At 39.0% G+C, this 24,672-nt stretch carries 22 protein-coding genes and 1 pseudogene; 21 read left to right on the top strand and 2 right to left on the bottom strand.

Translation table 11 applies throughout. From position 1 onward, the window contains the following. Window positions 1–45: 45 nt before the first annotated feature. The 4 genes from EM808_RS08160 to coaW are packed head-to-tail and all read left to right on the top strand — an operon-like array spanning window position 46 to window position 3,667. On the top strand, window positions 46–1,716 hold the full coding sequence (locus EM808_RS08160) for a formate--tetrahydrofolate ligase (RefSeq protein WP_127737679.1): 1,671 nt from the start codon (window positions 46–48) through the stop codon (window positions 1,714–1,716). A 59-nt stretch (window positions 1,717–1,775) separates the two neighbouring features. Further along, window positions 1,776–2,324, top strand: a complete 549-nt coding sequence (locus tag EM808_RS08165; protein ID WP_127737680.1) for a hypothetical protein — start codon at window positions 1,776–1,778, stop codon at window positions 2,322–2,324. Between the two features lie 5 nt (window positions 2,325–2,329). Then, window positions 2,330–2,806 carry a glutathione peroxidase gene (locus tag EM808_RS08170; RefSeq protein WP_127737926.1) on the top strand — a complete coding sequence of 159 codons (477 nt, stop codon included), beginning with the start codon at window positions 2,330–2,332 and terminating at the stop codon, window positions 2,804–2,806. Window positions 2,807–2,866: 60 nt separating this feature from the next. Next, window positions 2,867–3,667, top strand: a complete 801-nt coding sequence (gene coaW / locus EM808_RS08175) for a type II pantothenate kinase (protein WP_164849594.1) — start codon at window positions 2,867–2,869, stop codon at window positions 3,665–3,667. 73 nt (window positions 3,668–3,740) lie between these two features. Here coaW and EM808_RS08180 read toward each other — a convergent pair whose 3' ends face one another. Continuing rightward, a complete protein-coding gene (locus EM808_RS08180) occupies window positions 3,741–4,328 on the bottom strand; it encodes a MerR family transcriptional regulator (protein WP_225314695.1) in 588 nt (195 codons plus the stop codon). Window positions 4,329–4,604: 276 nt separating this feature from the next. Between EM808_RS08180 and EM808_RS08185 the strand changes: the two genes are divergently transcribed. From EM808_RS08185 to EM808_RS08255, 15 genes and pseudogenes are all read left to right on the top strand, one after another. Next, the gene (locus tag EM808_RS08185; RefSeq protein ID WP_235856588.1) at window positions 4,605–7,685 is read left to right on the top strand and encodes a GNAT family N-acetyltransferase; all 3,081 of its coding nucleotides are present in this window, start codon (window positions 4,605–4,607) and stop codon (window positions 7,683–7,685) included. 32 nt (window positions 7,686–7,717) lie between these two features. Continuing rightward, window positions 7,718–8,535, top strand: a pseudogene (locus EM808_RS08190) (amidohydrolase family protein). 352 nt (window positions 8,536–8,887) lie between these two features. Then, window positions 8,888–9,544, top strand: a complete 657-nt coding sequence (locus EM808_RS08195; RefSeq protein ID WP_127737684.1) for an HD domain-containing protein — start codon at window positions 8,888–8,890, stop codon at window positions 9,542–9,544. After that, window positions 9,525–11,408: an ABC-F family ATP-binding cassette domain-containing protein gene (locus tag EM808_RS08200; RefSeq protein WP_127737685.1), complete on the top strand. Its 1,884-nt coding sequence runs from the start codon at window positions 9,525–9,527 to the stop codon at window positions 11,406–11,408. Before EM808_RS08195 ends, EM808_RS08200 begins: the two co-directional genes overlap by 20 nt. Before the next feature lie 33 nt (window positions 11,409–11,441). Beyond that, window positions 11,442–12,572: a conserved virulence factor C family protein gene (locus tag EM808_RS08205; protein WP_127737686.1), complete on the top strand. Its 1,131-nt coding sequence runs from the start codon at window positions 11,442–11,444 to the stop codon at window positions 12,570–12,572. A gap of 93 nt (window positions 12,573–12,665) precedes the next feature. Beyond that, window positions 12,666–12,944, top strand: a complete 279-nt coding sequence (locus EM808_RS08210) for a YrhK family protein (RefSeq protein ID WP_127737687.1) — start codon at window positions 12,666–12,668, stop codon at window positions 12,942–12,944. A gap of 79 nt (window positions 12,945–13,023) precedes the next feature. After that, window positions 13,024–13,458 carry a BrxA/BrxB family bacilliredoxin gene (locus EM808_RS08215; protein ID WP_127737688.1) on the top strand — a complete coding sequence of 145 codons (435 nt, stop codon included), beginning with the start codon at window positions 13,024–13,026 and terminating at the stop codon, window positions 13,456–13,458. 93 nt (window positions 13,459–13,551) lie between these two features. Next, a complete protein-coding gene (locus tag EM808_RS08220) occupies window positions 13,552–14,322 on the top strand; it encodes a class I SAM-dependent methyltransferase (RefSeq protein WP_127737689.1) in 771 nt (256 codons plus the stop codon). A gap of 177 nt (window positions 14,323–14,499) precedes the next feature. Continuing rightward, window positions 14,500–15,090: a YpjP family protein gene (locus tag EM808_RS08225; protein WP_127737690.1), complete on the top strand. Its 591-nt coding sequence runs from the start codon at window positions 14,500–14,502 to the stop codon at window positions 15,088–15,090. 95 nt (window positions 15,091–15,185) lie between these two features. Then, window positions 15,186–15,767, top strand: coding sequence for a TerD family protein (locus EM808_RS08230; protein WP_127737691.1), 582 nt, complete (start codon window positions 15,186–15,188; stop codon window positions 15,765–15,767). A 128-nt stretch (window positions 15,768–15,895) separates the two neighbouring features. Beyond that, complete coding sequence (locus tag EM808_RS08235) at window positions 15,896–16,678, top strand: TerC family protein (RefSeq protein ID WP_127737692.1); 783 nt, start codon at window positions 15,896–15,898, stop codon at window positions 16,676–16,678. 245 nt (window positions 16,679–16,923) lie between these two features. Continuing rightward, window positions 16,924–18,123, top strand: coding sequence for an HpcH/HpaI aldolase/citrate lyase family protein (locus EM808_RS08240; RefSeq protein WP_127737693.1), 1,200 nt, complete (start codon window positions 16,924–16,926; stop codon window positions 18,121–18,123). After that, window positions 18,062–19,420, top strand: coding sequence for a phosphoribosyltransferase family protein (locus tag EM808_RS08245; protein WP_127737694.1), 1,359 nt, complete (start codon window positions 18,062–18,064; stop codon window positions 19,418–19,420). Before EM808_RS08240 ends, EM808_RS08245 begins: the two co-directional genes overlap by 62 nt. Window position 19,421: 1 nt before the next feature. Then, entirely contained in the window at window positions 19,422–20,537 is a 1,116-nt protein-coding gene (locus tag EM808_RS08250) for a cysteine protease StiP family protein (RefSeq protein WP_127737695.1), read from the top strand. A gap of 2 nt (window positions 20,538–20,539) precedes the next feature. Continuing rightward, window positions 20,540–21,355 carry an HAD family hydrolase gene (locus EM808_RS08255; protein WP_235856589.1) on the top strand — a complete coding sequence of 272 codons (816 nt, stop codon included), beginning with the start codon at window positions 20,540–20,542 and terminating at the stop codon, window positions 21,353–21,355. On the opposite strand, the gene EM808_RS08260 is transcribed toward EM808_RS08255, so the two are convergent. Beyond that, window positions 21,330–21,584 carry a hypothetical protein gene (locus tag EM808_RS08260; protein ID WP_127737697.1) on the bottom strand — a complete coding sequence of 85 codons (255 nt, stop codon included), beginning with the start codon at window positions 21,582–21,584 and terminating at the stop codon, window positions 21,330–21,332. The genes EM808_RS08255 and EM808_RS08260 overlap by 26 nt on opposite strands. A gap of 306 nt (window positions 21,585–21,890) precedes the next feature. Here EM808_RS08260 and EM808_RS08265 point away from each other — a divergent pair, with 306 nt between their 5' ends. Further along, window positions 21,891–23,534 carry a YceG family protein gene (locus EM808_RS08265; RefSeq protein ID WP_127737698.1) on the top strand — a complete coding sequence of 548 codons (1,644 nt, stop codon included), beginning with the start codon at window positions 21,891–21,893 and terminating at the stop codon, window positions 23,532–23,534. A gap of 8 nt (window positions 23,535–23,542) precedes the next feature. Then, entirely contained in the window at window positions 23,543–24,640 is a 1,098-nt protein-coding gene (locus EM808_RS08270) for a toxic anion resistance protein (RefSeq protein WP_127737927.1), read from the top strand. The last annotated feature ends 32 nt before the right edge of the window (window positions 24,641–24,672 follow it).

Here is a 24,672-nt window from a genome sequence, read left to right on the forward strand (position 1 = left end):
CATGAATTTGATAAGAACAATTTATTTGAAAGGGTGCTTACATTGATGAAAACGGATATTGAAATTGCACAACAGGCAAGTATGGAACCTGTATTGGACATAGCAAAAAAACTTGGATTAACAATCGATGATCTTGAGTTATACGGAAAATATAAAGCGAAAATTTCATCTGAAAAGCTGGAGCAAATAAGCGCAAATAAATCAGGGAAAATTATCCTTGTGACAGCAATCAATCCGACACCAGCAGGAGAAGGAAAATCAACGGTTACAGTTGGTCTTGGCGATGCTTTACAAAAGCTGGATAAAAAAACAGCCATTGCGATGAGAGAGCCTTCACTTGGACCAACAATGGGCATTAAAGGTGGTGCAGCTGGCGGTGGCTATGCACAGGTTATGCCGATGGAAGATATTAATCTTCATTTCACAGGTGACCTTCACGCTATCACAACTGCAAACAATGCACTAGCAGCACTAATGGACAACCATATTCACCAAGGAAATGAACTGAAAATTGATCAAAGGCGTATTGTTTGGAAAAGAGCCCTTGATTTGAATGATCGAGCTTTAAGAAAAGTAGTAATCGGTCTTGGTGGTCCGTTACAAGGTGTTCCGCGCGAAGATGGTTTTGATATTACGGTTGCCTCAGAAATTATGGCTGTTTTGTGCCTGGCACATGACTTAAATGATTTAAAGGTAAGGCTGTCTAAGATGGTTATCGCTTATAACATAGAAAAGCAGCCTGTAACAGTTGGTGATCTTGGTGTTGAAGGTGCTTTAACACTTCTGTTGAAGGATGCTGTGAAGCCGAATCTTGTGCAGACGCTTGAGCATACACCAGCAATCATTCACGGCGGCCCTTTTGCAAATATTGCGCACGGGTGCAATAGTGTAATTGCAACTGCAGCTGCAAGCAAGCTAGCAGATTATGTTGTGACAGAAGCAGGCTTCGGAGCAGATCTTGGTGCTGAGAAATTCTTAAATATCAAAGCTAGAAATGAACAAATCAATCCAGAAATTGTCGTAATCGTTGCTACAATCAGAGCATTGAAAATGCATGGCGGCGTAGCCAAGTCTGAATTGGCAGAAGAAAATATTGACGCGCTGAAAAAAGGATTTGCGAATTTGCAAAAGCATGTTGACAGTATTAAAAGCTTTGGTCTGCCATTTGTAGTTGCCATCAACCGGTTTTATACAGACAGTATGAAGGAAATCGAAGTGCTTAAGGAGCTTTGCCATGCGGAAGGTATTCCAGTGGCACTGACAGAGGTTTGGGAAAAGGGCTCAACTGGTGGACTCGAGCTTGCTAGGAAGGTGCTGGAAATCATCGAGCAAGACAAAAATGAGTTTCAGCATATTTATAGTCTTGATGCATCCATTGAGGAAAAGATTCGCACAATTGCTACAACAATTTACGGTGCAAGCAATGTAGAATTTAGCACAAAGGCGAAAAAGCAGATGAAGGATTTTCAAGGCTTTGGCTGGGGCAACCTCCCTATCTGTATGGCCAAAACCCAATACTCCCTTTCAGATGATCCATCACTACTTGGACGTCCACAGGAGTTCTCCATCACAGTAAGAGAGCTGAAGCCAAGCATTGGTGCAGGCTTCCTTGTTGCCTTGACAGGAGATGTAATGACAATGCCAGGACTGCCAAAGCAGCCTGCAGCACTGAAAATGGACGTAAATGAACAAGGAAAAGCAATCGGTCTGTTTTAAGGTAATGAACAAAGTAGCGCAAATATAACTATTTGCGCTTTTTTAAAAGGAGAATTTATATGTTTGATCCAACGGCATACGACAACTTAAAAACAGTAATCGAAGGCCTCCTCTATGATAAAGACCTAGAAGGAGTTATTAATATCTTAGATAGAAAAGATATGCTTAACATGAGTACTATGTCTCGTGAATTCCATCTAGCCTTCGCTTTGAGCGACCAAAAAAATGCCCAATTGATATTTTCACTGTACGCCTCTTTAGAAAACTTAGCTTCTGAGCTTCTAGAACTAGAAGATAAGCTCGATTTAGTTGGTGCTAATGTGAAGTTAACCATTGTAGTAAGGCACGAAAACAAACAAGAGATTATAGAATTGCTGCAGGACCTGCTTCGAAAAATATGGGGAACAGAGCAAATCATCAAGCAGGAAATTCGTTATCAGCCCTTCGGTTCTGATAATATAGTAACTAATCATATTACAATCGTTTTCAGCAGATTGGTTACAGAAGGCCACATAGACGATTTAGCCGAAATGACAGATTATATGCTCGCTACTTTGGCAGGCTTAAAAAGACAGAAGCTGCTGGTCGATTTAGGAAGAAGGGAATGAGAAGGATGACTGTTTATGATTTTGAAGTTAAGAAAATCAATGGCGAGGAAATGTCACTGAACCAATACGAAGGTAAAGTTCTAGTTATCGTTAATACTGCGAGCAAATGCGGATTTACGCCTCAATTTAAGGAGCTTCAATCCGTTTTTGAGGAATATAAGGAAATGGGACTTGAAGTGCTTGGATTTCCGTGCAATCAGTTTATGAATCAAGAGCCAGGCAGCGAGGACGAGATTCTGTCATTTTGTGAAATGAACTACGGAGTATCATTTCCGATGTTCGCTAAAATTGATGTGAATGGAAAAAACGCTGCACCTTTATATAAGCATTTAAGCGAAGAAGCTCCTGGCGCAATGGGTCTTAAGGCAATCAAATGGAATTTTACCAAGTTTTTAGTAGACCGCTCAGGCAAGGTTGTGAAGCGTTATTCTCCAAATGCATCTCCTTTAGAGATGAAAGAGGATATTGAAAAATTATTATAATAATTCAAAAGGAAGAATAGAGCAATCTGTTCTTCCTTTTTTTCAATGGAGGTGAGGAACTTGGCTGTAATTGGGATTGATGCAGGTGGAACGATGATAAAGTTGGCGTATGAAGAGAAGGGCAGAATTCATTTTAGAAAGTATGCAAACACAGAAATGGATGCAGCGATGGGCTGGCTTAAGCTGTTTAAGTGGGAGCGGATAGCTTTAACAGGTAGTCAAGCCGCCTATTTGCAATCCATGTATTTTCCTGCCGTACAAATTGTTTCTGAGTTTGATGCAGTGAGTAATGGCGCTAAATGGCTTCACGAAAAGGAGAACCCAAACAGTGAAGAGGAATTTCTCCTTGTCAATATGGGAACAGGCACTTCCTGGTTTCACATAAAAAAAACTAGCTATAAACGGATTTTAGGAAGTGGTATCGGGGGTGGAACGATTATAGGCTTGTCTTCCATGCTGACAAACGAACAGAATTTTTCCGCGATCACAGACCTTGCAGCAAAAGGCAAGCATAACAAGCTTGATCTGCTTGTTAAAGACTTATATGACAAAGAAGATATTGGAGTTAATGGCAACCTTACTGCCAGTAATTTTGGCAAAGGACAAGAGGCTAATGGAAGTCAAGAGGATGGAATTTCGTCTTTATTTCAAATGGTGGCAGAAACGATTGTTCTGTTAACACAACAAGCAAGTACCATTCATCAAGTGGATAAGATTGTCTATGCAGGAGGTGCTGTTTATGGTAATAAACCACTGCAAAAGATAATTACTTCATTTGATTATTTGTTCCCTGCAAAACAGGTTTTTCTGCAGGATGGACAGTTTTGCGGTGCGATTGGAGCGTTTTTAGCAATAGAGTAAAAAAAAGAAGGGATGATGGAATTTATATAGAGGTGATAAGCGTCTATACAAATTCCATCATCCTATTTTGGTGTTAACGGAAAGAAAATAAGCGGAAAAACGATCCTCTTCTTACTGGCACTTCCTTTTCCTTTTCCTTTTGTTCCTCTTTCGTTTTTCTGGCACCATAAGTATGCTCAAAAGGTCTATCTGCAGCAAGAGCTAAGGCGGAAATTTGCTCTTTTTGTGCTTCAATGAATTCTTGTTGGCGGTCCATTTCCTCTTGCTGCTTCTTCAATTGCTCAACTAGAACAGAATTAAAGTTAATTTGCAGTTGAAGCTGTTCTTTTGTTGCTGTTAATTCTTCTAAAATCTTTTCTGTTGTTACATCTGTTTGTAGCACAATCGGAGCTTGCTGAGAATGGTTTAATGTTTCTTCAATTTCTCTTAGTGATAATTTGTCGTCATTACGCATTCTCTTTACCTTTTCCAATACTTCCATCGCATTGCTGTCAAAGTAGCGATAGCCATGCTCTCCGACGATAGTTGGAATAACACCTTTCAATTCCCTGAGCCAGTTGCGCACAACTCCAGGTGTTTCTTCAATTTGTACAGCTGCTTCCTTTACACTTAATAAAAGTTCCTCTTTGGCAGCGATTATTTCCTTTTCTTGTTCCAACATCACACTTCATCACCCTTCTGTTTTGATAGATTAAAAAGACCAAAAACAAAAACGAATCGACTTTAATACTAGTTCGATATAGAAAAATTTTCTCCTTTAGCGAGGTTTGTCTAGTTTTGTTGATTATTAGTTTCTGAAAATTTAATTATAAACTTTACAATAATTTCCATGCATATTAGGATAGATTATAGGTTTAAAAAGCGATTTGTGTAAGTAGGATAGAAAGGGATGTCATGTAAGAACAATATTGCGAGAAAAGGATGCTGATTCGTTGTGATGATGGAAAATACTATTTCGAGCATACAGATTGTAGAGTATGAGGATAAGTTTGCAAGCAGTATTGCGAAGATGTGGAATGACAGCAAGGATGCATGGGGAGGCGGTGTTAAAACAGAGGAGCAAATCATCGAAAAGCATCGAAGCTCTGATAATCTTCATACATTTTTAGCAATGGATAATAATCAAGTTGTCGGTTATTGCGGATTATCTGTGTATAAGGAAGATATCGATTCACTGTATATTCCATTGTTAAATGTTCGCCCAGACTATTATGGAAAAAAGGTTGGTAAATTACTGCTGCTCCATGCCTTAAAGGCAGTTGTTGCAAAAAAATGGCCACGGCTTGATTTATACACATGGGCAGGGAATACAAAGGCTGTTCCACTTTATAAACGGTGCGGATTCTTTTGGGAAGAGGAGGACAGCAACACACATTTGATGAATTTTATCCCTTCTGTATTAAATGACAGCCTGCTTGCCCCTTACATAGGCAAAGTAGATTGGTATAAGGATATGCTGCGTACTTTGGAATTAAAGCCAGATGGCAGGCAAGAGAATGGCTTTACTTATTATGATTATGAATGGGCAAATTCAGACACGAATTTAACAGCAAGCTTTGAACGGACTGGCAGAGGGTTAAGCAGAGTAGAAACAGATGACTTTATTATTAAGCTGTCATTAAAGGACCATGAATTATTAGAAGGCGAGAACCATGAAGTAAAATGCTATGTTAAAAATAAATCTGGCAAGCAACTCTCTGTTGAGGTTTCTTCCTGCTCGAATGAAAGAGTAGTATGTGATTTTAACCATATATATTCTGTTGAAAAGGAAGTAACCACAACAAATGCCTTTTATTTACAAGCTGGACCTGAGCCTGAAAAGGGAAAAACATTTCCAACTATTTCTGTTAATGTGAGTGTCAATGGCTTGATGACAACGTTTAAATTAGGGGTTAATCCAAAAACACCAATCACCATTGACACAAAGGCAATTCCCAATGTGCTTCAAGAAGGTTTTGAGACAACTGTTGATCTTGAGCTAGAAAACAATCTATCTGTGCCTGCATTGATAGAATTAGAGCTTCCTAACAATAAGTACTTATCCTTCCATAACCCTTCCTGCCGCATATGGTTAGAGAGGAAAGGAAAAGGATATGTATCTATACCTGCGACAGTTTTGTCATTAGGTTTTTTTCAAGAAGACATTATTTGTCGTGTAAAGCTGGAGAATGACGAGGAGAAGATTATCAAGAAAACAATTTCTGCTGGTTTGAAAGGAGCTGGCGAGAGATTTTTCGGTGAAAACAAAAACTCCTATTATATTTATAATGGAACATACCACATAAGGGTTTTTAAAGCAGATAATGTCATGAAATTTGGCACCAATCGCATAGGAGAATTACCTTTTGTCATGTTTGCACCAATGCTGGGCAAACCATTCTCTAATGAATTATCAAAAAATAAACCGGTTAAAACGGAAACTACACTTGAAAAGACATCTATCATTCTAGCACTTTATTTCCAATCTACTGCTCATCCGAACATTCAGATAGCACTCCGTATACAGCTTTATGCGGAAGGGATTGTCAAAAGATGGGTAACGCTGGAAAATAGGCAATCATCTACTGCAAGTGTTCATTTACAGGAAACCTTTTATCATGATTGGTCAGAGCTGTACTTTCCGCTAAGAGATGATGTTGTAGTGTTTAATGAGGCAGATGCAGTGGAGCCAGGTGATATTGCATCAAAGGATATTAGCGAAAACTGGTATTTCTCTAATGATGAGGTAACTCCAATTGGGGTGTATTGGACAGAAGGGAATAAAATGACAATGGAAGGCTGGAAAATGCATCTTGAGTCAATGGAAGGCTTGGAGGGATGTAATAGCTGCAGCTTTCCACCAATTTATATGTCTATTGGTGCATATACAAGCTGGAGAGATTTAGAACAAGCTGCAAAAGGAACGCAGTCTTCTCATAAAGCGCTTAAAGGGGAAATAAATCTGGCTATAAATGAGAACAATCCTGTTATCGATGAAAGCGAGTCTTTATCTGTATTGTTTTCAAGCTATCGAAATAATCAAGCTGATGGCGAAGGGGAACTATTTGTAAATGGTACATCAACATTTAAAAAGACTTTGCCTGTTAACAAGAAGATAGCACTACCAGATGAAGTAACGGAATGGAAGACTGTTAATAAAGTGCAGACAAAAATTACGACAGACAAAAGGCAGTCTTATTTTGATACCGTCCTTTTTCGACCATATGGAGAGATTTTACAGAACAGAATAACAGCAGAAGGATACGAAATATATAGTATTGATAACGGAATTATAAATTTCCGAGCAGCGCCGCATTATTATCCAGGGCTATTTTCGTTAAAAGCTCAGCAGACAGAATGGCTTGACCAAGCATTCCCAAATCTGATCCCGAAAAGCTGGTGGAACCCTTGGGCAGGCGGGATAAAAGCAGGTCCACCTGATTTGAGTGTTCATTCGTTATTAAAGGAAAAAACAGAAGCGGAGTTTGTGCAAATTAAAGACAACTTTGCTAATGTATGGTCTGGCATTAGGCTCGATACGGATATTATCCACCATTCAAAGTGGAAAGGACTTTCCTACTCTCAATTTTATGTCACAATGCCCAATATCCCAATCCTCGCTATTTTTGTCCAAATACGAAATACGGCAGGTAAACTGATGACAGAAGAGGAATGGCATCATAATCTTTTTTTAAAGACAGGGAAAGAGAGCTGTGTCCTGCATTTGCATCAGAAAAAAAATCATAATCTTATTTATACTGTTGGCAGGGAGGAGCAGGAAATAATCCTAAAAGATGATTTTTATATTACACAGTCAGCATCTAATGATAAGCTGCACCTGCTTACAGATGTAAACAGTAAAGTTCAATATTATACGAACAAAGAAGTCATTCAGCTTGTTTCGACGAATACATGTGAAAGAGAGAAGAATGGATATGTCCATATGCAGCCAAGCTTTCTTTATTTTGATGAAGATAGTGTTCCTTTTCACCAGCTAGAAACAGTTCGGAAGCTTCAGTTTAGGCTGACAGAGGATTGATCTAAAAAAAATTAAAGAATAAAGGAGACCGAATGAAAAAAATTATTGATGCACACATTCATCTTTCTAACATTCAATCATTTAAGGAAACAGCGCAATTGCTCTCTAAAGTAGATTATAGCCTAGCTGGGGTCCAAGCTGAGATGGAGGCTGCCAATATTGTACTGGCCATTGGAATGGGAGTGACAGAAACCCCTAAAATGGGGTTTCCAGATTATGAAGCGAATACTCCGATGGGTCTTGATCTTGGAGATACACTGCCGAGAACAATCGTTTATTGTGCAGGCATCAATCCATACAAGCTAGGGACAGCTGCAATAGCCGAGCTAGAACGGGAAATACAAAAGGATAATGTTGTTGGTATAAAGATATACTTAGGGTATTATCCGTTCTATGCCTATGATCAAGTTTATGACCCAGTATATGAGCTTGCCGAAAAATACGACCTGCCCGTCGTGTTTCATACTGGCGACACATACTCAGAAAGGGGATTATTAAAATATTCCCATCCTCTTGCAATCGATGAAGTTGCTGTTAAATATCGCAAAATTCGTTTTATGATGGCTCATTTTGGGGATCCATGGACATTGACAGGTGCGGAAATATTGTATAAGAACCGCAATGTATATGCAGATTTATCTGGATTGGTGGTTGGTGCTAGAAAGGAGCTAGAACAGGCGCAGCAAGGGATATTTCTTCAGCATTTAAGACATGCACTTGTGTATTCAAATTCCTATGACAAGCTTTTATTTGGTACAGATTGGCCACTAGCACCATTTGGCCCGTATATCGAATTCTCTTTTATAATACGGCACTTAAGGTTTTTCCGAAAATCAAGAAATTTCTTTAAGAGGTATGCAACGGGAACAAGACTGCCGTCTACGCTTATTAATAAAGCTGTCGGCAGTTTTTTTTCAATGTAATACATGATTCCCCATTAAGGCTCTTAGCAGCTTTAGTATTAGTCCTCATACCGCCTCCACATCCCAATTTATATGATTCAAACAAAACAAATGGAGCATGCACGTTGTTAACCAACAAAAACATTCATCGATATTGTGGGCTAAATGTCCATACCCCTACCTTTTTTACAAAGTGTTAGGCTATTACTTAGTTCCTACTATAACAAACGGTTTTGTAGTTGATTTTTTTCTTTCATGTTACAATATTTCGGTAGGATATAGATTGGAGAACTAAATACAATGAATATCATTCAATTAACAGAAGAATTTGTGAAGAACAAGTTGAAAGGTGATGTGTCGGGTCATGACTGGCATCATATTGATAGAGTCAGGAATACGGCGCTTTTCCTATGTAAACAAGAAAACGATGGTAATTCATTTATTATAGAGCTGGCTGCATTACTCCATGATGTGGCAGATGCAAAATTGAACAAATCTAAGGAGGAAGGTCAGCGCTTGCTTGAGCAGTTCGTAGAAAGCCTTCCTATTATTAATAACGAAAAAAAGGAAATTCTTTCTGCAATAGCGACAGTCTCCTTTAATGGCGGAAACAATGAAAAGGCTCGAACGAAAGAAGCACAAATTGTTCAGGATGCAGACAGACTAGATGCAATTGGAGCAATTGGTATTGCGAGAACCTTTGCTTATGGCGGGAAGTCGGGGAGTCCTATTTATAATCCAGCAGCAAATATTCGCAAAAGCATGACAGAAGAGGAATATCGCAGCGGCGATTCTAGCTCCATTCAGCACTTTTATGAAAAGCTTCTTAAACTAAAAGGGTTGCTTCATACCGATTCGGCAAAGATTATTGCGGAAAAACGGCACAAGCTGATGGAGGATTATTTGAAAGAATTCTATAAGGAATGGAATGGTAATTATGAAGAGTATTTCAGTTGAGAATTTAACAAAAACATATGGGGAAAAAGAATTATTTCATTCCATATCTTTTGCGATAAGTGAAAAAGAAAGAGTAGGGCTAATCGGTATTAATGGTACAGGAAAATCATCGCTTTTGAAAATCGTTGCAGGAATTGATTTGCCTGACGATGGAGAAATTATTGCTCCAAAGGATTATCGGATAGCTTATTCCTCCCAAAGCCCTGACATTGATCCAGATATGACCGTGTTAGATTATGTCTATACAGGAGACGCTCCTGTTTGGAAGATAGTCCGAAACTATGAGGAAATTTTGCTTAAGCTCGAAACAGACCCGGAAAACAATAAGCTTCATAGTGAACTGTTTGACGTTCAAAAAAGAATGGATGCACATAATGGCTGGGATGTTCACACGAACACAAAGACCGTATTAACAAAGCTGGATGTCAATTTTTACGACAAGAAAATCGGGGAGCTGTCAGGTGGTCAGAAAAAGCGTGTCTCCCTTGCACAGGTTCTTATCCAGGAACCAGATTTGCTTATACTAGATGAGCCTACAAACCATCTTGACTTTGAAGCAGTTAAGTGGTTGGAGGATTATTTAGGGAAATTTAACGGGGCACTGCTGTTAGTTACACATGACCGCTATTTCTTAGATAGGGTTACAAACCGGATGTTTGAACTTGAAGGTGGCAATCTTTACAGCTATAAAGGAAATTATGCTGAATTCCTCCAAGCAAAAGCAATTAGGGAAGAGAACGAAGCAGCTACAATCGACAAACAGAAAAATTTGTTCAGAAGAGAGCTAGAATGGATTCGCAGGGGTGCTAAAGCTCGTTCCACAAAACAAAAGGCAAGAATTCAGCGCTTTGAAGAGCTGGATGACAAGCTTTCGTCCGTTTCTGAAAAAGGAAAGCTCGATATTTCCTTAAAAGGCAGCAGATTGGGTAAACAGGTTTTTGAGCTTGTTTCTGCTACTAAATCGTTTGGAAATAAAATGATATTAAATGATTTTAATTTGCTTGTAAAGCCAGGCGACAGAATTGGGATTATCGGCCATAACGGTACAGGTAAATCAACCCTGTTGAATATTCTTGCAGGCAAGATTCCGTTAGATACAGGCGATTATATTATCGGCCAAACCGTAAAAATCGCTTATTATACGCAGGAAAATGAAGAGATGGACCTAAGTAAGCGAATGATTGAGTATTTAAAGGAAACAGCTGAAATCATTGAAACAACGGATGGAAAAACAATTTCTGCAGCACAAATGCTGGAAAGATTCTTGTTTCCGCCACACACACATGGGACAATCATCGGTAAGCTTTCTGGTGGCGAAAGAAGAAGACTGTATTTGCTGAAAATATTGATGGGCGAACCAAATGTTCTGCTTCTCGATGAGCCGACAAATGATCTGGATACACAAACCTTGATGGTTTTAGAGGATTATTTGGATGAATTTAAGGGTGTTGTCATCACTGTATCCCATGACCGCTATTTCCTTGATAAAGTCGCACATGAGCTTCTAATCCTGCAAGGAAATGGGTATATTGGAAGCTATTATGGCAATTACACAGAATATTTGCAGGCTGAAAAGCAAAAAGAGCAGGCTGAAAAGGCAGTGAAGGAAAAGCCGAAGCAACAGGAGCAGCCAAAGCAGAAGAAAGCAAAACTAAGCTATAATGAACAAAGAGAATGGGAAACGATTGATAGTGATATTGAGGCATGTGAAAACCGTCTTGAAGAAATAGAGAAGGAAATGGAAAGCATAGGAAGCGACTTTGAGAAGGCGAATGCTCTCCTGAAGGAACAAGCAGAACAAAATGAAAAATTGGAACATTTAATTGAGCGTTGGAGCTATCTTTCTGAAATTGCAGAAGGTTAACCATTAATATAGTAGATTTGAGGGGGATGCAAGATGAAAATTTTGGCGATTGAACCAACTCCTAGTCCAAATACGATGAAAATCAATTTGAATGAAGAGCTGCCAATGGGAAAAGGCAATAACTATAAAAAAGCAAATGCAGAACATGCACCACAAGTGATTCAGGATATTTTGTCAATTGAGGGAATTAGAGGGGTATATCATGTAGCTGATTTTCTAGCCGTTGAACGAAATGCAAAATATGACTGGAAGGAACTTCTTTCTAAAGTACGCCATGCATTTGGTGAAGAGGCAGACAGCACAGAAAATGGTCAGGAAATAAATGATCACTTTGGAGAAATTAAAGTGCTAGTGCAAATGTATAAAGGAATTCCAATGCAAATAAAGCTAACTGATGGAGCAGAAGAAAAGCGTTACGGTTTACCAGACCAATTTATGCAGGCTGTAGCTGAGGTTAGAATGCCGAATGATAATGTTGTTGCCAGCAGAAAGTGGCAAGAGTTTGGCGTCAGATACGGTGAATTTGATGAAATAGGACAAGCTGTGCAAGAGGAATTAATGGCTGCCTATCCACAAAGCAGAATTGACGCTCTTAGTGAAGCGGCGAAAAATCCAGAGACAGCAGAAGCAAACGTAATGAAAAGGGAAAAAATAAAGCTGACACTTGAAGACTTGGATCATGAAGATTGGAAAGTAAGGTATCAAAAGCTAGAGCAAAGTGAAGATCCAACCGTAGAGGATATCCCTGTTTTAACGAAGGCTCTTGCTGATGATAAACCATCGATTCGCAGACTGGCAACCGTATATTTAGGGATGATAGAGGACCCTGCGGTCTTGCCGTCCTTATACATTGCCTTAAAGGATAAGACGGTGACAGTAAGACGAACTGCAGGTGATTGCCTCTCTGATTTAGGCTTTGCTGAGGCAATGGACGAAATGATTAAGGCACTTGACGATAAAAGCAAGCTAGTTAGATGGCGTGCAGCAATGTTCTTATATGAAGTAGGGGATGAAAGGGCGCTTGAAGCATTAAAAGCGCATGAGGAAGACCCGGAATTTGAGGTAAGCCTGCAAATTAAAATGGCAATTGAAAGAGTTGAGCTAGGAGAAGAGGCTAAGGGCTCTGTTTGGAAACAGATGACAGAAGCACGTAAGCAGGATTGACTTAGAAAATTTTTCTTATTTGTTTAGAATGGTTTATAAACCCCGCTAAAAGGAATAATTTCAGTAATCTAATTATGACGGGGTGTATAAAGATTGAAAAAACATATAGATGAAGACAATAATCTCCATATTTCTTTCGGTTCTTTAGCGATTATTCTTAAGGATAAATATCAGCTGGTTTATACAATTAATGATATTCTGATAGGTCTATTATTCTTATTAGGAACCATTTTTAACATGCTGCTTGGGTGGAAGGTGTTAGGCGCTGTTATGTATATTTGCGGAAGTGTCCTTCTGCTAATTCGTCCAGCTATTCGGATTTGCCGCCTCCTTGGTGTGAGAAGGCTGAATAAAGAAAAAACGTGGCGTTAGCAGAGTCTCATTTCGTTGCATGAACAATTTCAGTGTTGTATGCTATATTCACATGCACAAATTAAAGGAGGAAACAATTATGTCAATGGCATACGAAGAATATATGAAGCAAATGGTTAAGCCAATGCGAGCAGAGCTAGTTAATGCAGGTTTTGAGGAGTTGACTTCTGAAGAGGCAGTAGAAGAGTTTATTAGCAAAAGTGAAGGGACTTCATTAGTTGTTGTTAATTCTGTATGCGGATGTGCAGCAGGACTTGCAAGACCTGCTGCAACACAGGCTGTTTTGCAGGCGGAGAAAAAACCTGATCATCTTGTAACAGTATTCGCAGGACAAGACAAAGAAGCAACGGCTAGAATGAGAGAATTTTTTGGAGATATCGAGCCATCATCTCCTTCTATGGCTTTAATTAAAGACAACCAAGTCGTTCATTTCATTCCTCGTTATGATATCGAAGGCAATTCAATGGAAGCGATCATGGAAAATTTAATGTCTGCTTTTGAGCAAAACTGTTAATTACAGTAATAAAAGATGTAAAAAGGAGGGCATGTATACACTGCCCTCCTTTTTTTAACGCTAACTTAGGTTCTGTATGAAAGGTGATTCATAATGATTGTTACAACAGCAGGAAGAACAAATGAAGTGATGAAGCAGCAGGCGAAAGACGCGGCATACCTTTTAGGATGTAAATATGTGGACAGAAATAAAAAGACAGTTCGATCCCTGTTATCTTTTTATAAAGAGGATGTATTAGTAGCAGGCAAAGAAAGATATGAGCTGTTTGCCGTAAATGGAGAGGAGCCTTTTTTCTTCCATCCCAGCTCTGCTATGTTCCGTGTGAAAAGACTCCAGAAAAAAGAGTATGATCCATTTATTGAGGCATGCAATCTATCAGCAGGAAAATCCTTTCTAGACTGTACGCTTGGACTCGCATCTGACAGCATTGTCGCAAGCTTCGCAGTTGGCGAGAGTGGTATCGTTGAAGGCTTGGAGGCAAGCCCGGTCATTGCCTTTATCGTCAAAGAAGGGCTTTCAAGCTGGCAGGCAGATGAAGAGGATATTGACAGGGCGATGAGAAGAATAAAGGTTACAGCTGGTCATGCCCTAGATGAATTAAGGAAACGGCAGGATAATAGCGTGGATTGTGTTTATTTCGATCCGATGTTTGAGGAGCAAATCGATTCAGATGGAATAAAGCCATTGAAGAGTCTCGCTGTTTATGAGGATTGGACGAGTGCGATGATAAAAGAAGCACGACGTGTTGCAAAGGAAAGAGTTGTCCTAAAGGATCACTATAAAAGCAGCAGGTTTGAAGATTTTAATTTTAAGCGCATCGACCGAAAAACAGCAAAATTTCACTATGGCATTATTGAATTATAGGAAAAATTAAGGAAAGTCAGCTATTATTTTTATATAAATGCAGTATAAATAGTAGCTGAATAATTGAACTTTATTATATACTTGAATAGTACTGTATATTATTAAGAAAGAACCATTTTAAAGAGATAGAATATTCTTTACATGGATAAGCAGGACCTTGAAAGTGAGGTGTTTACAATGCCTAATTGGATTCGAAAAAGTCTTGTTGTCTTTGTGTCAATTTTAACATTTGGACTGATTACTCCTTCCCCTTCCTCCTTATACAATTCTGGAAATGGGGACGAAAAGAAGCCTGCAGATGAGAGACAGCTCCCAATATCGACAGAATTGTCGCTTGAGCCTGTCGCAGTTCTTGATGAACGATCGGATAGAGAAAAGGTCGTGGGCAAGCTGATGGAAGAAGCTGAGGTGCAAAGCTATACGAAATTCGGAAGCAAAATTAAACCAGTCATTGAAGATGAATTTAAACTGGCAATTTTGCCGAATATAGAAAAAGCGATAAACGATGTGACAAGCAGCTTCCCTGATGAAGATTTGAGCCAGCTTACCATAACTGAAATGCCAAGCCCAGGGACGAGCGAACGGATTTTTCACATTTTGAAAGACGATCAGGATGTGATTCGCTTTCATGTGAGAAGGGATCGCCCCCCACAAGAAGGCTATTGGTTCAATTTTCATTATCACACGTTTCAGGATAACTTCCAAAATCATTATGCACTAGGCAACATCTATTGGGATAAGAATATGCCGCCAAGATGGATGAGCTAATAAAAACTTTCCCAATAAATTATAATAAAATGTGAAACCCTTGGAGCAGTAGAAACGTAGATAATAAAAATGAGAAAAAAATGGAGGAATTAATCATGGCAATTAGTTTATCAAAAGGACAAAAAGTGGATTTGACAAAAGGAAACCCTGGATTGACAAAAGTGGTTGTTGGTTTAGGATGGGACGTGAATAAATACGATGGCGGAAACGATTTCGACTTAGATACATCTGTATTTTTGTTAGCGGAAAATGGAAAAGTAGCTTCTGACGCTGACTTTGTCTTCTACAATAACACAACTGGCGGTAACGGATCTGTCGTTCACTCAGGAGATAACCGTACTGGTGATGGCGACGGCGATGATGAATCTGTAATTATTGATTTGCAAGGTGTGCCTGCAAGTGTGCAAAAAATTGCCTTTACTATTACTATTCATGAAGGTGACGCAAGAAACCAAAACTTCGGACAAGTTTCTAATTCATATGTGCGCATCCTAAATGAACAAAATAATGAAGAGCTTATCCGTTATGACTTAGGAGAAGACTTCTCTATCGAAACTGCATTAGTTGTCGGAGAATTATACCGTCACAACGGCGAATGGAAATTTAGCGCTACTGGCAGCGGCTATCAAGGCGGCTTAGCAGCGTTAGCGACTGATTTCGGACTACAAGTAGGCTGATTTTAGATAAAGGGGAAACTCTTTTCGGTTGCATTTTCCATTTGATTGCAGGCTGAAAAAAAGAAAAAGCAGCATGATTGTTTAATCATGAATAAAGAAGAGCAATCAATTAGGAGGAACATACACGAATGGGAATTATTGAAAGCATTATCCATACATACTCTCAGTTTTTCAATTGGGAAATGTGGGGTCAGGTACTAACAGACCCTGTAAGCTGGGGATATATTGGAACACTTGTTATTCTTGAAGGGTTATTATCAGCAGACAACGCACTTGTGCTTGCTGTTATGGTAAAGCATCTTCCGCCGGAAAAACGAAAAAAAGCACTTTTCTATGGTTTGCTTGGCGCATACATCTTCCGTTTCATTGCAATCGGAATCGGTGTATTCCTTATTAAATTATGGTGGGTTAAAGTGCTTGGTGCAGCGTACTTGGCATATTTGGCAATCAAATACTTCATTGATAAACGCAAGGAGAAGGATGCATTAGAAGGAGAAGGCGAAGAAGAATCACATGGTATTAACCAAAATGGTCTTTTAATTCGTCTTTTCGGAACATTCTGGGGTACAGTTATCGCAGTTGAAATGATGGATATTGCTTTTTCTGTAGACAGTGTTCTTGCGGCATTCGGTGTCAGCAACCAGGTTTGGGTACTGCTTGTCGGCGGTATGCTTGGAGTCTTGATGATGCGCGGTGTTGCAGGTGTATTCTTGAAGCTGATTGATCGTGTACCAGAATTGGAAGGCACAGCATACATTTTGATTCTGATTATTTCAGTGAAAATGCTTTTAGGTGTTGTTGGTGTTCATGTACATCACTACGTATTCTTCGGCATATTAGTTATCGCTTTTGCAGCGACATTTGTTGTTCATAACCGCAACAAGAAAAAAGCAGAGCAAGGCGAAGCATAAGATAGTTAAACTTAAAGAAGGGATAAAGACATTATGTCTTCCCTTCTTTTATTTCCTTTCCAACTTAATCTCCTCCTTATAGCAAGGATAAATCAATCCAATTGATTACAAAATTCCCTATAAAAAGAAATATATTAATGCAAGAAGAACTATATTATATTAAAATAAGTACGTACTATTTATATAAAAATATTATCGGAATAATCTGAATATATAGGTATTATAGTTGAATGGAGTTAGTGAAAATGAAATTATTTGCTGATTTAAATGATAAGCAACGAGAAAAGCTTTTTTATAAAAAACCTGAAGAGTTATCTATTAATTCGGATAAGGAAATTTTATCCTATGCACTTGCTTCCACCCTGTATATGCCTGCAACAAGACCGAATATATATCATGACCTTCTCATAAAGAAGCATTCTGGATTAACATCTATGGTTATATGCCTGGAGGACTCTATTGGTGATCATGAAGTGGAGCTTGCTGAAGAGAAATTAAAAGAAGAGCTTATCAACATCAAGACAAGCATCGAGCAAGGCATTTTATTAAAAGCTGAGATGCCGATGATTTTTATTCGCATCCGTTCTGTTGAGCAGTTTTTGAGGCTGATGGATTCTCTCCACGAATGCATCCACTTATTAACAGGAATTGTTATTCCTAAATTTGATGCTGCAGTAGGAAGTATTATTTTGAAGGAATTGGAGGCATATAATAGCATAGGGAATTTGCTATATGCAATGCCAATCTTGGAGACGAAAAGAATCATAGAAAAAGAAACTAGACTAGAAGAATTGTTGTCGATTAAGGCAGTGCTCGATACATATAAGCATCTTATTTTAAATGTCCGGATTGGTGCGACTGATTTTTGTGGTTTATATGGGATTAGACGGAATACAGATACGACCGTATATGATGTGGCCATTATCCGTGACTGCATCACAGATATCATTAATGTGTTTTTGCGTGCAGATAGCCCTTATGTCGTGTCAGGACCTGTATGGGAATATTTCTCTTCAAAAGAAAGAATGCTGATTCCACAGCTGCGGGAAACGCCGTTTCGGAAAAGATACGGCAAGGCTGGCATGCAGATGAGGACACAGCTAATAGACAGACATATGGACGGCTTGATAAGGGAAGTGCTAATGGATATTACTAACGGTCTAACTGGAAAAACAATCATCCACCCATCCCATATTAAGCCTGTTCAAGCACTAAACGTGGTCAGCTATGAGGAATACTTAGATGCTGCAAATATCATTGCAAGCAATAATGGCGATATTGGGGTTATGAAAAGCTCCTTTTCCAATAAGATGAACGAAATAAAGCCACATTTTTATTGGGCACAGAAAATCATGCTAAAATCTAGAGTTTATGGGGTGTTCCATGAAGAATTTACATACATTGACTTACTCAAACAAGAAAATTTCGTTACCAATCCTAAATGAATTAAAAATGCATATCGAAATAACGGAAAATCCATTTGAACTGGAGGTACAAGAGCTGTTTCAAATGGCGGCGAGAATTAATAAAAAAAGATCCTTTTTATTCGTCAGCAAGCTACTAGGAAAACATATTCCTATTAAACCACAATTAGGATTGTGGACTGGCTTTGCGCTTGCTGCCAGATATGAAGAATTAAAGACTGGAGCTGTATCTTCTAATAAAGAGATATTGCTGGAAGCCTATTATGACAACATTGCCAGCTTTCGCGATGAACCGATTATTGCCAAGGAAATAGCAAACCCAATTATCATCGGCTTTGCTGAAACAGCAACAGCGCTTGGCCATAGTTTTTATAGGGCATTTTCCCATGCGTCCTTTTTTCATACAACGAGAGAAGTAGTGGATGGCATGGACTCCATCATCTCATTTGAGGAGGAGCATTCCCACGCTACCTCACATCGCTGCTATATTGATGCCACCATGCTTGATACACAGCGTGAGGTTATTCTCGTTGATGATGAACTGACAACAGGTAATACGGCCATTAATATTATTCGAGATATACAGGCGAAATATCCGCGCACAGAATATACAGTTGTCTCTATCCTTGATTGGCGTTCAAAGGAAAATGAAGCAAAGCTTAAAAGCCTACAACAAGAGCTTGGTATTACTGTCCGTTGTGTCAGCTTATTAAAGGGTGTTTTCCAATTAGACGGTGTGCTGCAAAATATCTGTGACGAACAGGAAGCAACAGGCATATCAACAAATAAAGTGGAAACAGAATATATTAGCTTAAACGAATTTACGAAGGATAATTTGCTTCCTTTTTCCTCAAGAACGATGCTTGGCGAACGCAATCAAAATCCGTATTTAGAGAATACAGGCAGATTTGGTCTTAACTCAAGTGAAATAGGTTGGGTGAAGGAAGCGGCCTCCTTCCTTACGCAAAAGCGCATTGGCAATCAAACACTTTCCATAGGAACTGGCGAGTTTATGTATATTCCAATGAAGATTGCGTCTCTGATGGGAGATGGAGTCTACTATCAATCAAGTACGAGAAGCCCTATTTATCCATATAATGAACATTTTTATGGCGCAAAAACAGCCATTCACTTCCTTAATCCGGAGGATACTAGTATTGACCACTATTTATATAATTTAACGGAATATCCATATGATGATATATTTATATTTTTTGAGAGGAAACTAGACGAAGCCAAGCTCCAGCCTCTAATTGAGAAGCTTGCGGGTACGGGAGTTAGAAAAATAAACATCGTGTATGCAGCGGGAGGTAAGTGAGATGATACAGAAAGCTGGTCAGAGAAGGTTTGGATCGTATAAGCAGGAGGATGTCGTTTTTCTATTAAAGGACTTAAGTGACGTCCGTTTAGAGGGGAATACAGAAGAGCGGGAAAAACGCATTCAAGGTGGTCAGCATTATAGTGAGACATTGCCGTTTGAATACAATCCGCCAGAACATTATTTGCAGGTTTTTTGGGAAACTCTTGCAGAATACAAGACAAAGGTAGCCTTTTGCACGGCAGTCGTTGCAGAGCAAATATACAGAAGAAAAGGGCAAAACACAGTCCTCGTCTCCCTTGCAAGAGCAGGCACACCAATCGGTATTTTGATGAAGCGATACATACAATTTAAATATCGTGAAAATATTCCTCATTACAGCATCTCTATTATCAGGGATAGAGGAATAGACGAAAATGCGCTTAACTACATCCTGAAATCTCATCCTGGCTGCAATATTCAATTTGTAGACGGCTGGACAGGTAAAGGAGCCATTTCCATTGAACTGACAAAGTCTGTGCAAGACTTTGAAGAGAAGTATGGCGTAAAGCTTGATGATAGTCTTGCTGTTGTTGCAGATCCTGGCTATTGTACGGATTTGTTTGGCACTAGAGAAGACTTTCTTATTCCAAGCGCGTGCCTTAATTCGACTGTTTCAGGCCTTGTCAGCAGAACAGTCCTTAATGATGCGTATATAGGAACAAATGATTTTCATGGCGCCAAGTATTATCAAGAATTAGAAGAATATGACGTTTCAGAACAATATTTAGAACAAATCGCCTCGCAATTTACGCATATTAACGAACATGAATTAGAACAAGCGATTGCAGAAATCAAAAAGGCAGAAGCAGTTTCCTTCAAAGGAATGAAGGAAGTTTTAGAGATAAAGGAAGAATTTGGCATTGAAACAGCCAATTACGTTAAGCCAGGGGTAGGCGAAACAACAAGGGTACTTTTAAGACGTGTGCCATGGAAAATCTTAATGAAGGATCCTGATAGCCCTTATGTACGTCATATCATCATGCTGGCGAAGGAACGGAACGTAGAAATAATCCCATATCCAAATATGAGTTATACATGCTGTGGTCTCATTAAAAAAGTGGGTGAAGCGAAGTGATAATGTTCGCATCCGATTTGGACAGAACGTTAATTTATTCACAACGTGCCCTTTCTGAAATGGGTACACCGCTTAATAAAGAAATGGTCCCTGTTGAAAAAAGGAATGGAGAAAATGTCTCTTATATGAAGGGAACAGCACTTAACCTTCTTAAGGAACTTGCTAGTGAAGCTCTTTTTGTGCCTGTTACGACAAGGACATATGAGCAATATAACCGCATCTATATTTTCGCAGAGGAAATACCAGTGACATATAGTGTGACTTCAAATGGGGCGAATATCCATTATAAAGGGGAAGTACTTTCTGAATGGACAGAAACAGTACAAAGCAAGCTTGCAGAAGAGTGTAGCCAAAAAGAGGATTTAATGAAACTTCTGCAAGGATATAAGCTTCCTGGCAAACTGAAAATCGCAGATGATCTATTCTTTTATTTTATATTAGAGGAGCAAATAACCTCAGATACAAAAAAACAGATAGGTGATATTGCTGCCGAAAATGGCTGGAAGCTGTCATTGCAGGGAAGAAAGCTGTACTTCATGCCATCACCTGTTTGTAAGGGAAAAGCAGTAAAGTTTATTCAAAAGCGAGAGGGCATAACACAAATAGCAGGTGCAGGAGATTCCCTGCTTGATGTCCCTTTATTGGATGTTTGTACATATCCATTCATGCCAAGGCATGGGGAAATGGCTTCAGAGCTGATGAGCGCAAATACATTTACATTCACGAAATTTCAAGGAGCAAATGCTGGTGAAGAGATTATTAAGTCTGTTCACCAGCTTATAAAGAGAAGTTCTACTCCTCTGCAGGAGAGTCTTTGAGCCATTTGGAAAGTAAATAATAAATGGTAGAGAAAACTGTATAGAAAACGAAGAAGGCGACTGCGCCGACTAACAGGGAATGAAAGCTAATGGAAACAGCGAAACTGATCATGATACCGATAAGAAAGAGGTCAATGTACAAAAAAGACTTGGAGCAAAGTACTTTCTCCATTTGTTTCATGTCATCTTCCATTTGATGATAAGACATTTTTCGAAATAGTAATCTCATAATTAACACCTACTTAGCCTAAATTACTGTATTGTATGCATTTTGCAAAAAATGGTGAAAGATAGATAGTTTTTACATAAAGGCTATTAACTTTTGACTTTAGATTAGCAGCAGGCAAAAGCTTGACCTTATTAAGGGGAAAGCAAAGTTTAATTGTAGAAAAATGAAACTTTTTGGACAAATAATCGTACTAATTTATATAGGGTAAATATTTAGCAATATTAATATACTGTGCTATGATACATATAAAGCTTTACGCGAAATGATTATTTAAAAAAGAGCAGTTCGTTTAGGGAAGTGGGAAAAATGAATGTTAATTTACACACACTGAATGGGCAGATACTTCCTGTATCGATGGAAAACTGGTATACAACTATGCAACAGCCGCTGAATAGCCGGCCTTTTTATAAGGAAGAAAACGGAACCATTACCTTTGGGCAAGTATTTGTAAAGCTTCTAGGTGTACCAATGGATGAAGATGAATATTATAATCAGCTTTATGATTGGGTTCATTCAGAAGATAATAACTTAGAACTGATTAGCAATAATCACTTGAACCGTGTTTTGGATAACAAGCATTTCCAAGCAATTCAAAAAGTACTGAATGTACTTCATGAACAAAATCTTTCTGTTAATCGGTTTGTAGCCTTTTTGGACGGGGAAAACCTGATTTTGAAATCACCGAGTCCATCCATACACCGAAAATTAAGGGAAAGCATGATAAAGCTTGTCGAGCGCTTTGCCGAAACAGAACCAACTGGCTTAAAGAGCAGCGAGCTACGCAGAGTGCTTGTTGATGTTATTAAATGGTCTATCAACCACCTTCAGCCAAGTCTTGAGGCATGCGGTGGCAGTGATAGACTTCCGCAATACTTGTGGTATGGGACTGGCAATAAAAGCCAAGCTTACTTTTTAACATATTTGTCGCAAATCGGCTGTGATTTGGTGATTGCAAGTCCAAATGGTGACGATGTATTCGAGCAAATTGCAGGTGACGTGCAGCCTGTTTTTATCCATAGATATCCGCAGGAGAAAGAGGCGGAGGAATTTCCGACGGAAAAACGGAGAAGAACAGCAACGGTTGCTTACAGAGCGTCAAAAGAAATTGAGAGCATTTTAAATCATGAAGGCTCTGGCCTTTATAAACCATGGCAGCTGAGGGATTACACACCAATGTCCGTCACGCTCAAGACGACATATGACGAGCTGTTTTTATTGGAAAAAGAAAAAGCGATGATACGCCCGAATTTTGAAGTAAGTAATGGAGAAGTGAAAATTCCTACTATTTTTGCTAAAGTATTTGGTGTAAGCAGCAATAGGAAGGAATACTGGGATAGGATGCATACCCTTGTAAATGTGGAACATGCCCTATTAATAAAGAATTTTCCTTTTACAAGAGCAATCGTCAGCGATTATCGTTTTCATTATCGAAATGCTCTTGGCAAAGATGGGAAATTGGACATAGATAAAATGATGGGATCGAACTATTGGAGCTATGGCCGTTTGCCAATAGGATTGCAAAAAGGAATCGCATCAAGCATTCGATCTATTTGCCATAAGCCTCGTCTTCAGTCATTACCGAATGAAACTTCAGAAGAAGCAGCTATTTTCCTGTTTACACAAGGACTGATCATACCTGCTGACATCTTGAAGCTGCTGCAGAAATTTGACTATTCGCAGGATGTTCCAAGCATCATTTTGTATAAGACAGAGCAAAACGGCATTTTTACGAGAGAGGATGCAGCGATTTTGCTGTTATTAAATGCATTCGGAGTGGATATTATTCTTTATAATCCGCCAGGCCATATGGATATGGAGCCGTTTATTACAGAAGGCTCCTATGACTCCCACTGGCTCGAGGATGTTGTGTTTGAACTGGAATATAAGGAAGAGTCGTTCTTTAAGAAAATGATACTGAATGGTTTTAAAAAAAATAGAAGGGGAGATTAGCAGTGAATATGCAATCATCTAATTCTTCAAGCAATGAACACCAAGTTATAGATGTGTTAACGGAAAATAAGGTTTCTGAAATCAAGCTTGCCTTAAGAAATGAACCAGAAGTACAGCAGCTGGCAAAATCTATAGATGAAAGAGACCAAATTCAAATACTAGAGTTCGGAAAAGAGCCTGCTGTTCAGATTTCTAAATTCTCCGATCAAATTCTCAGCAACATGAGAACAACAAAAGTCGAAGACTCAGGAGAACTGCTGAAACAGCTTGGCAGGATTATGGATAAGTTCGATAAAAAAGACTTTGAGCAATCCTCAAAGGGACTGTTTGGAAAGCTGTTCAAAAAAAGCGAAAAAATCATGGAGAAGCTTTTTGGTAAGTACCAGTCAATGGGATCGGAGATTGATAAGGTTTATGTGGAAATTTCCAAATACCAAACGGAGATGGTTGATTCGACAAACATGCTCGACAATATGTATGAGCAAAACTATCAATATTATTTGACGCTTGAGAAATATGCTGTTGCAGGCGCAATGAAATCAGATCAGCTAAAACAAGAGGTGCTTCCTCCAATTGAGGCAAAAGCAATCCAAGGAGATCAGCTTGCTTCGATGCAGCTTGATACATTACGAAATGCGATTGAATTGATCGATCAGCGTGTGTATGATTTGGAAATGGCCAAAATGGTCGCATTGCAGACAGCACCGCAAATAAGACTGCTGCAGCGCGGAAATACGAAATTAATCGGAAAGATTAACTCTGCTTTTGTTACGACAATTCCTATTTTTAAAAACGGATTGATTCAAGCTGTTGCAGCAAAAAGACAGAAGCTAGTAGCAGACAGCATGAGCGAGCTTGACCGTCGCACAAATGAGATGCTTGTCCGCAATGCACAAAATATTTCACAGCAAAGTGTGGATATTGCAAGAATGGCAGGTGCGCCAAGCATTAAAATTGAAACAATCGAGGAATCCTGGAATATCATTATGAAGGGTATGCAGGAAACAAAATCGATTGAAGAAGAAAATAAGAGGCTCCGCGAAGAAGGTACGAAAAAACTGGAGCAGCTTCACAGTAATTTCAAGCAAATGAAATTAAAAGGCTAACAATCAGGGCAGTACTGCTGCCCTGACCTAAA

Origin of the sequence: Niallia taxi, from assembly GCF_004005475.1 — a bacterium.
In the GTDB taxonomy this organism is placed as follows: Bacteria; Bacillota; Bacilli; order Bacillales; family Cytobacillaceae; genus Niallia; species Niallia taxi.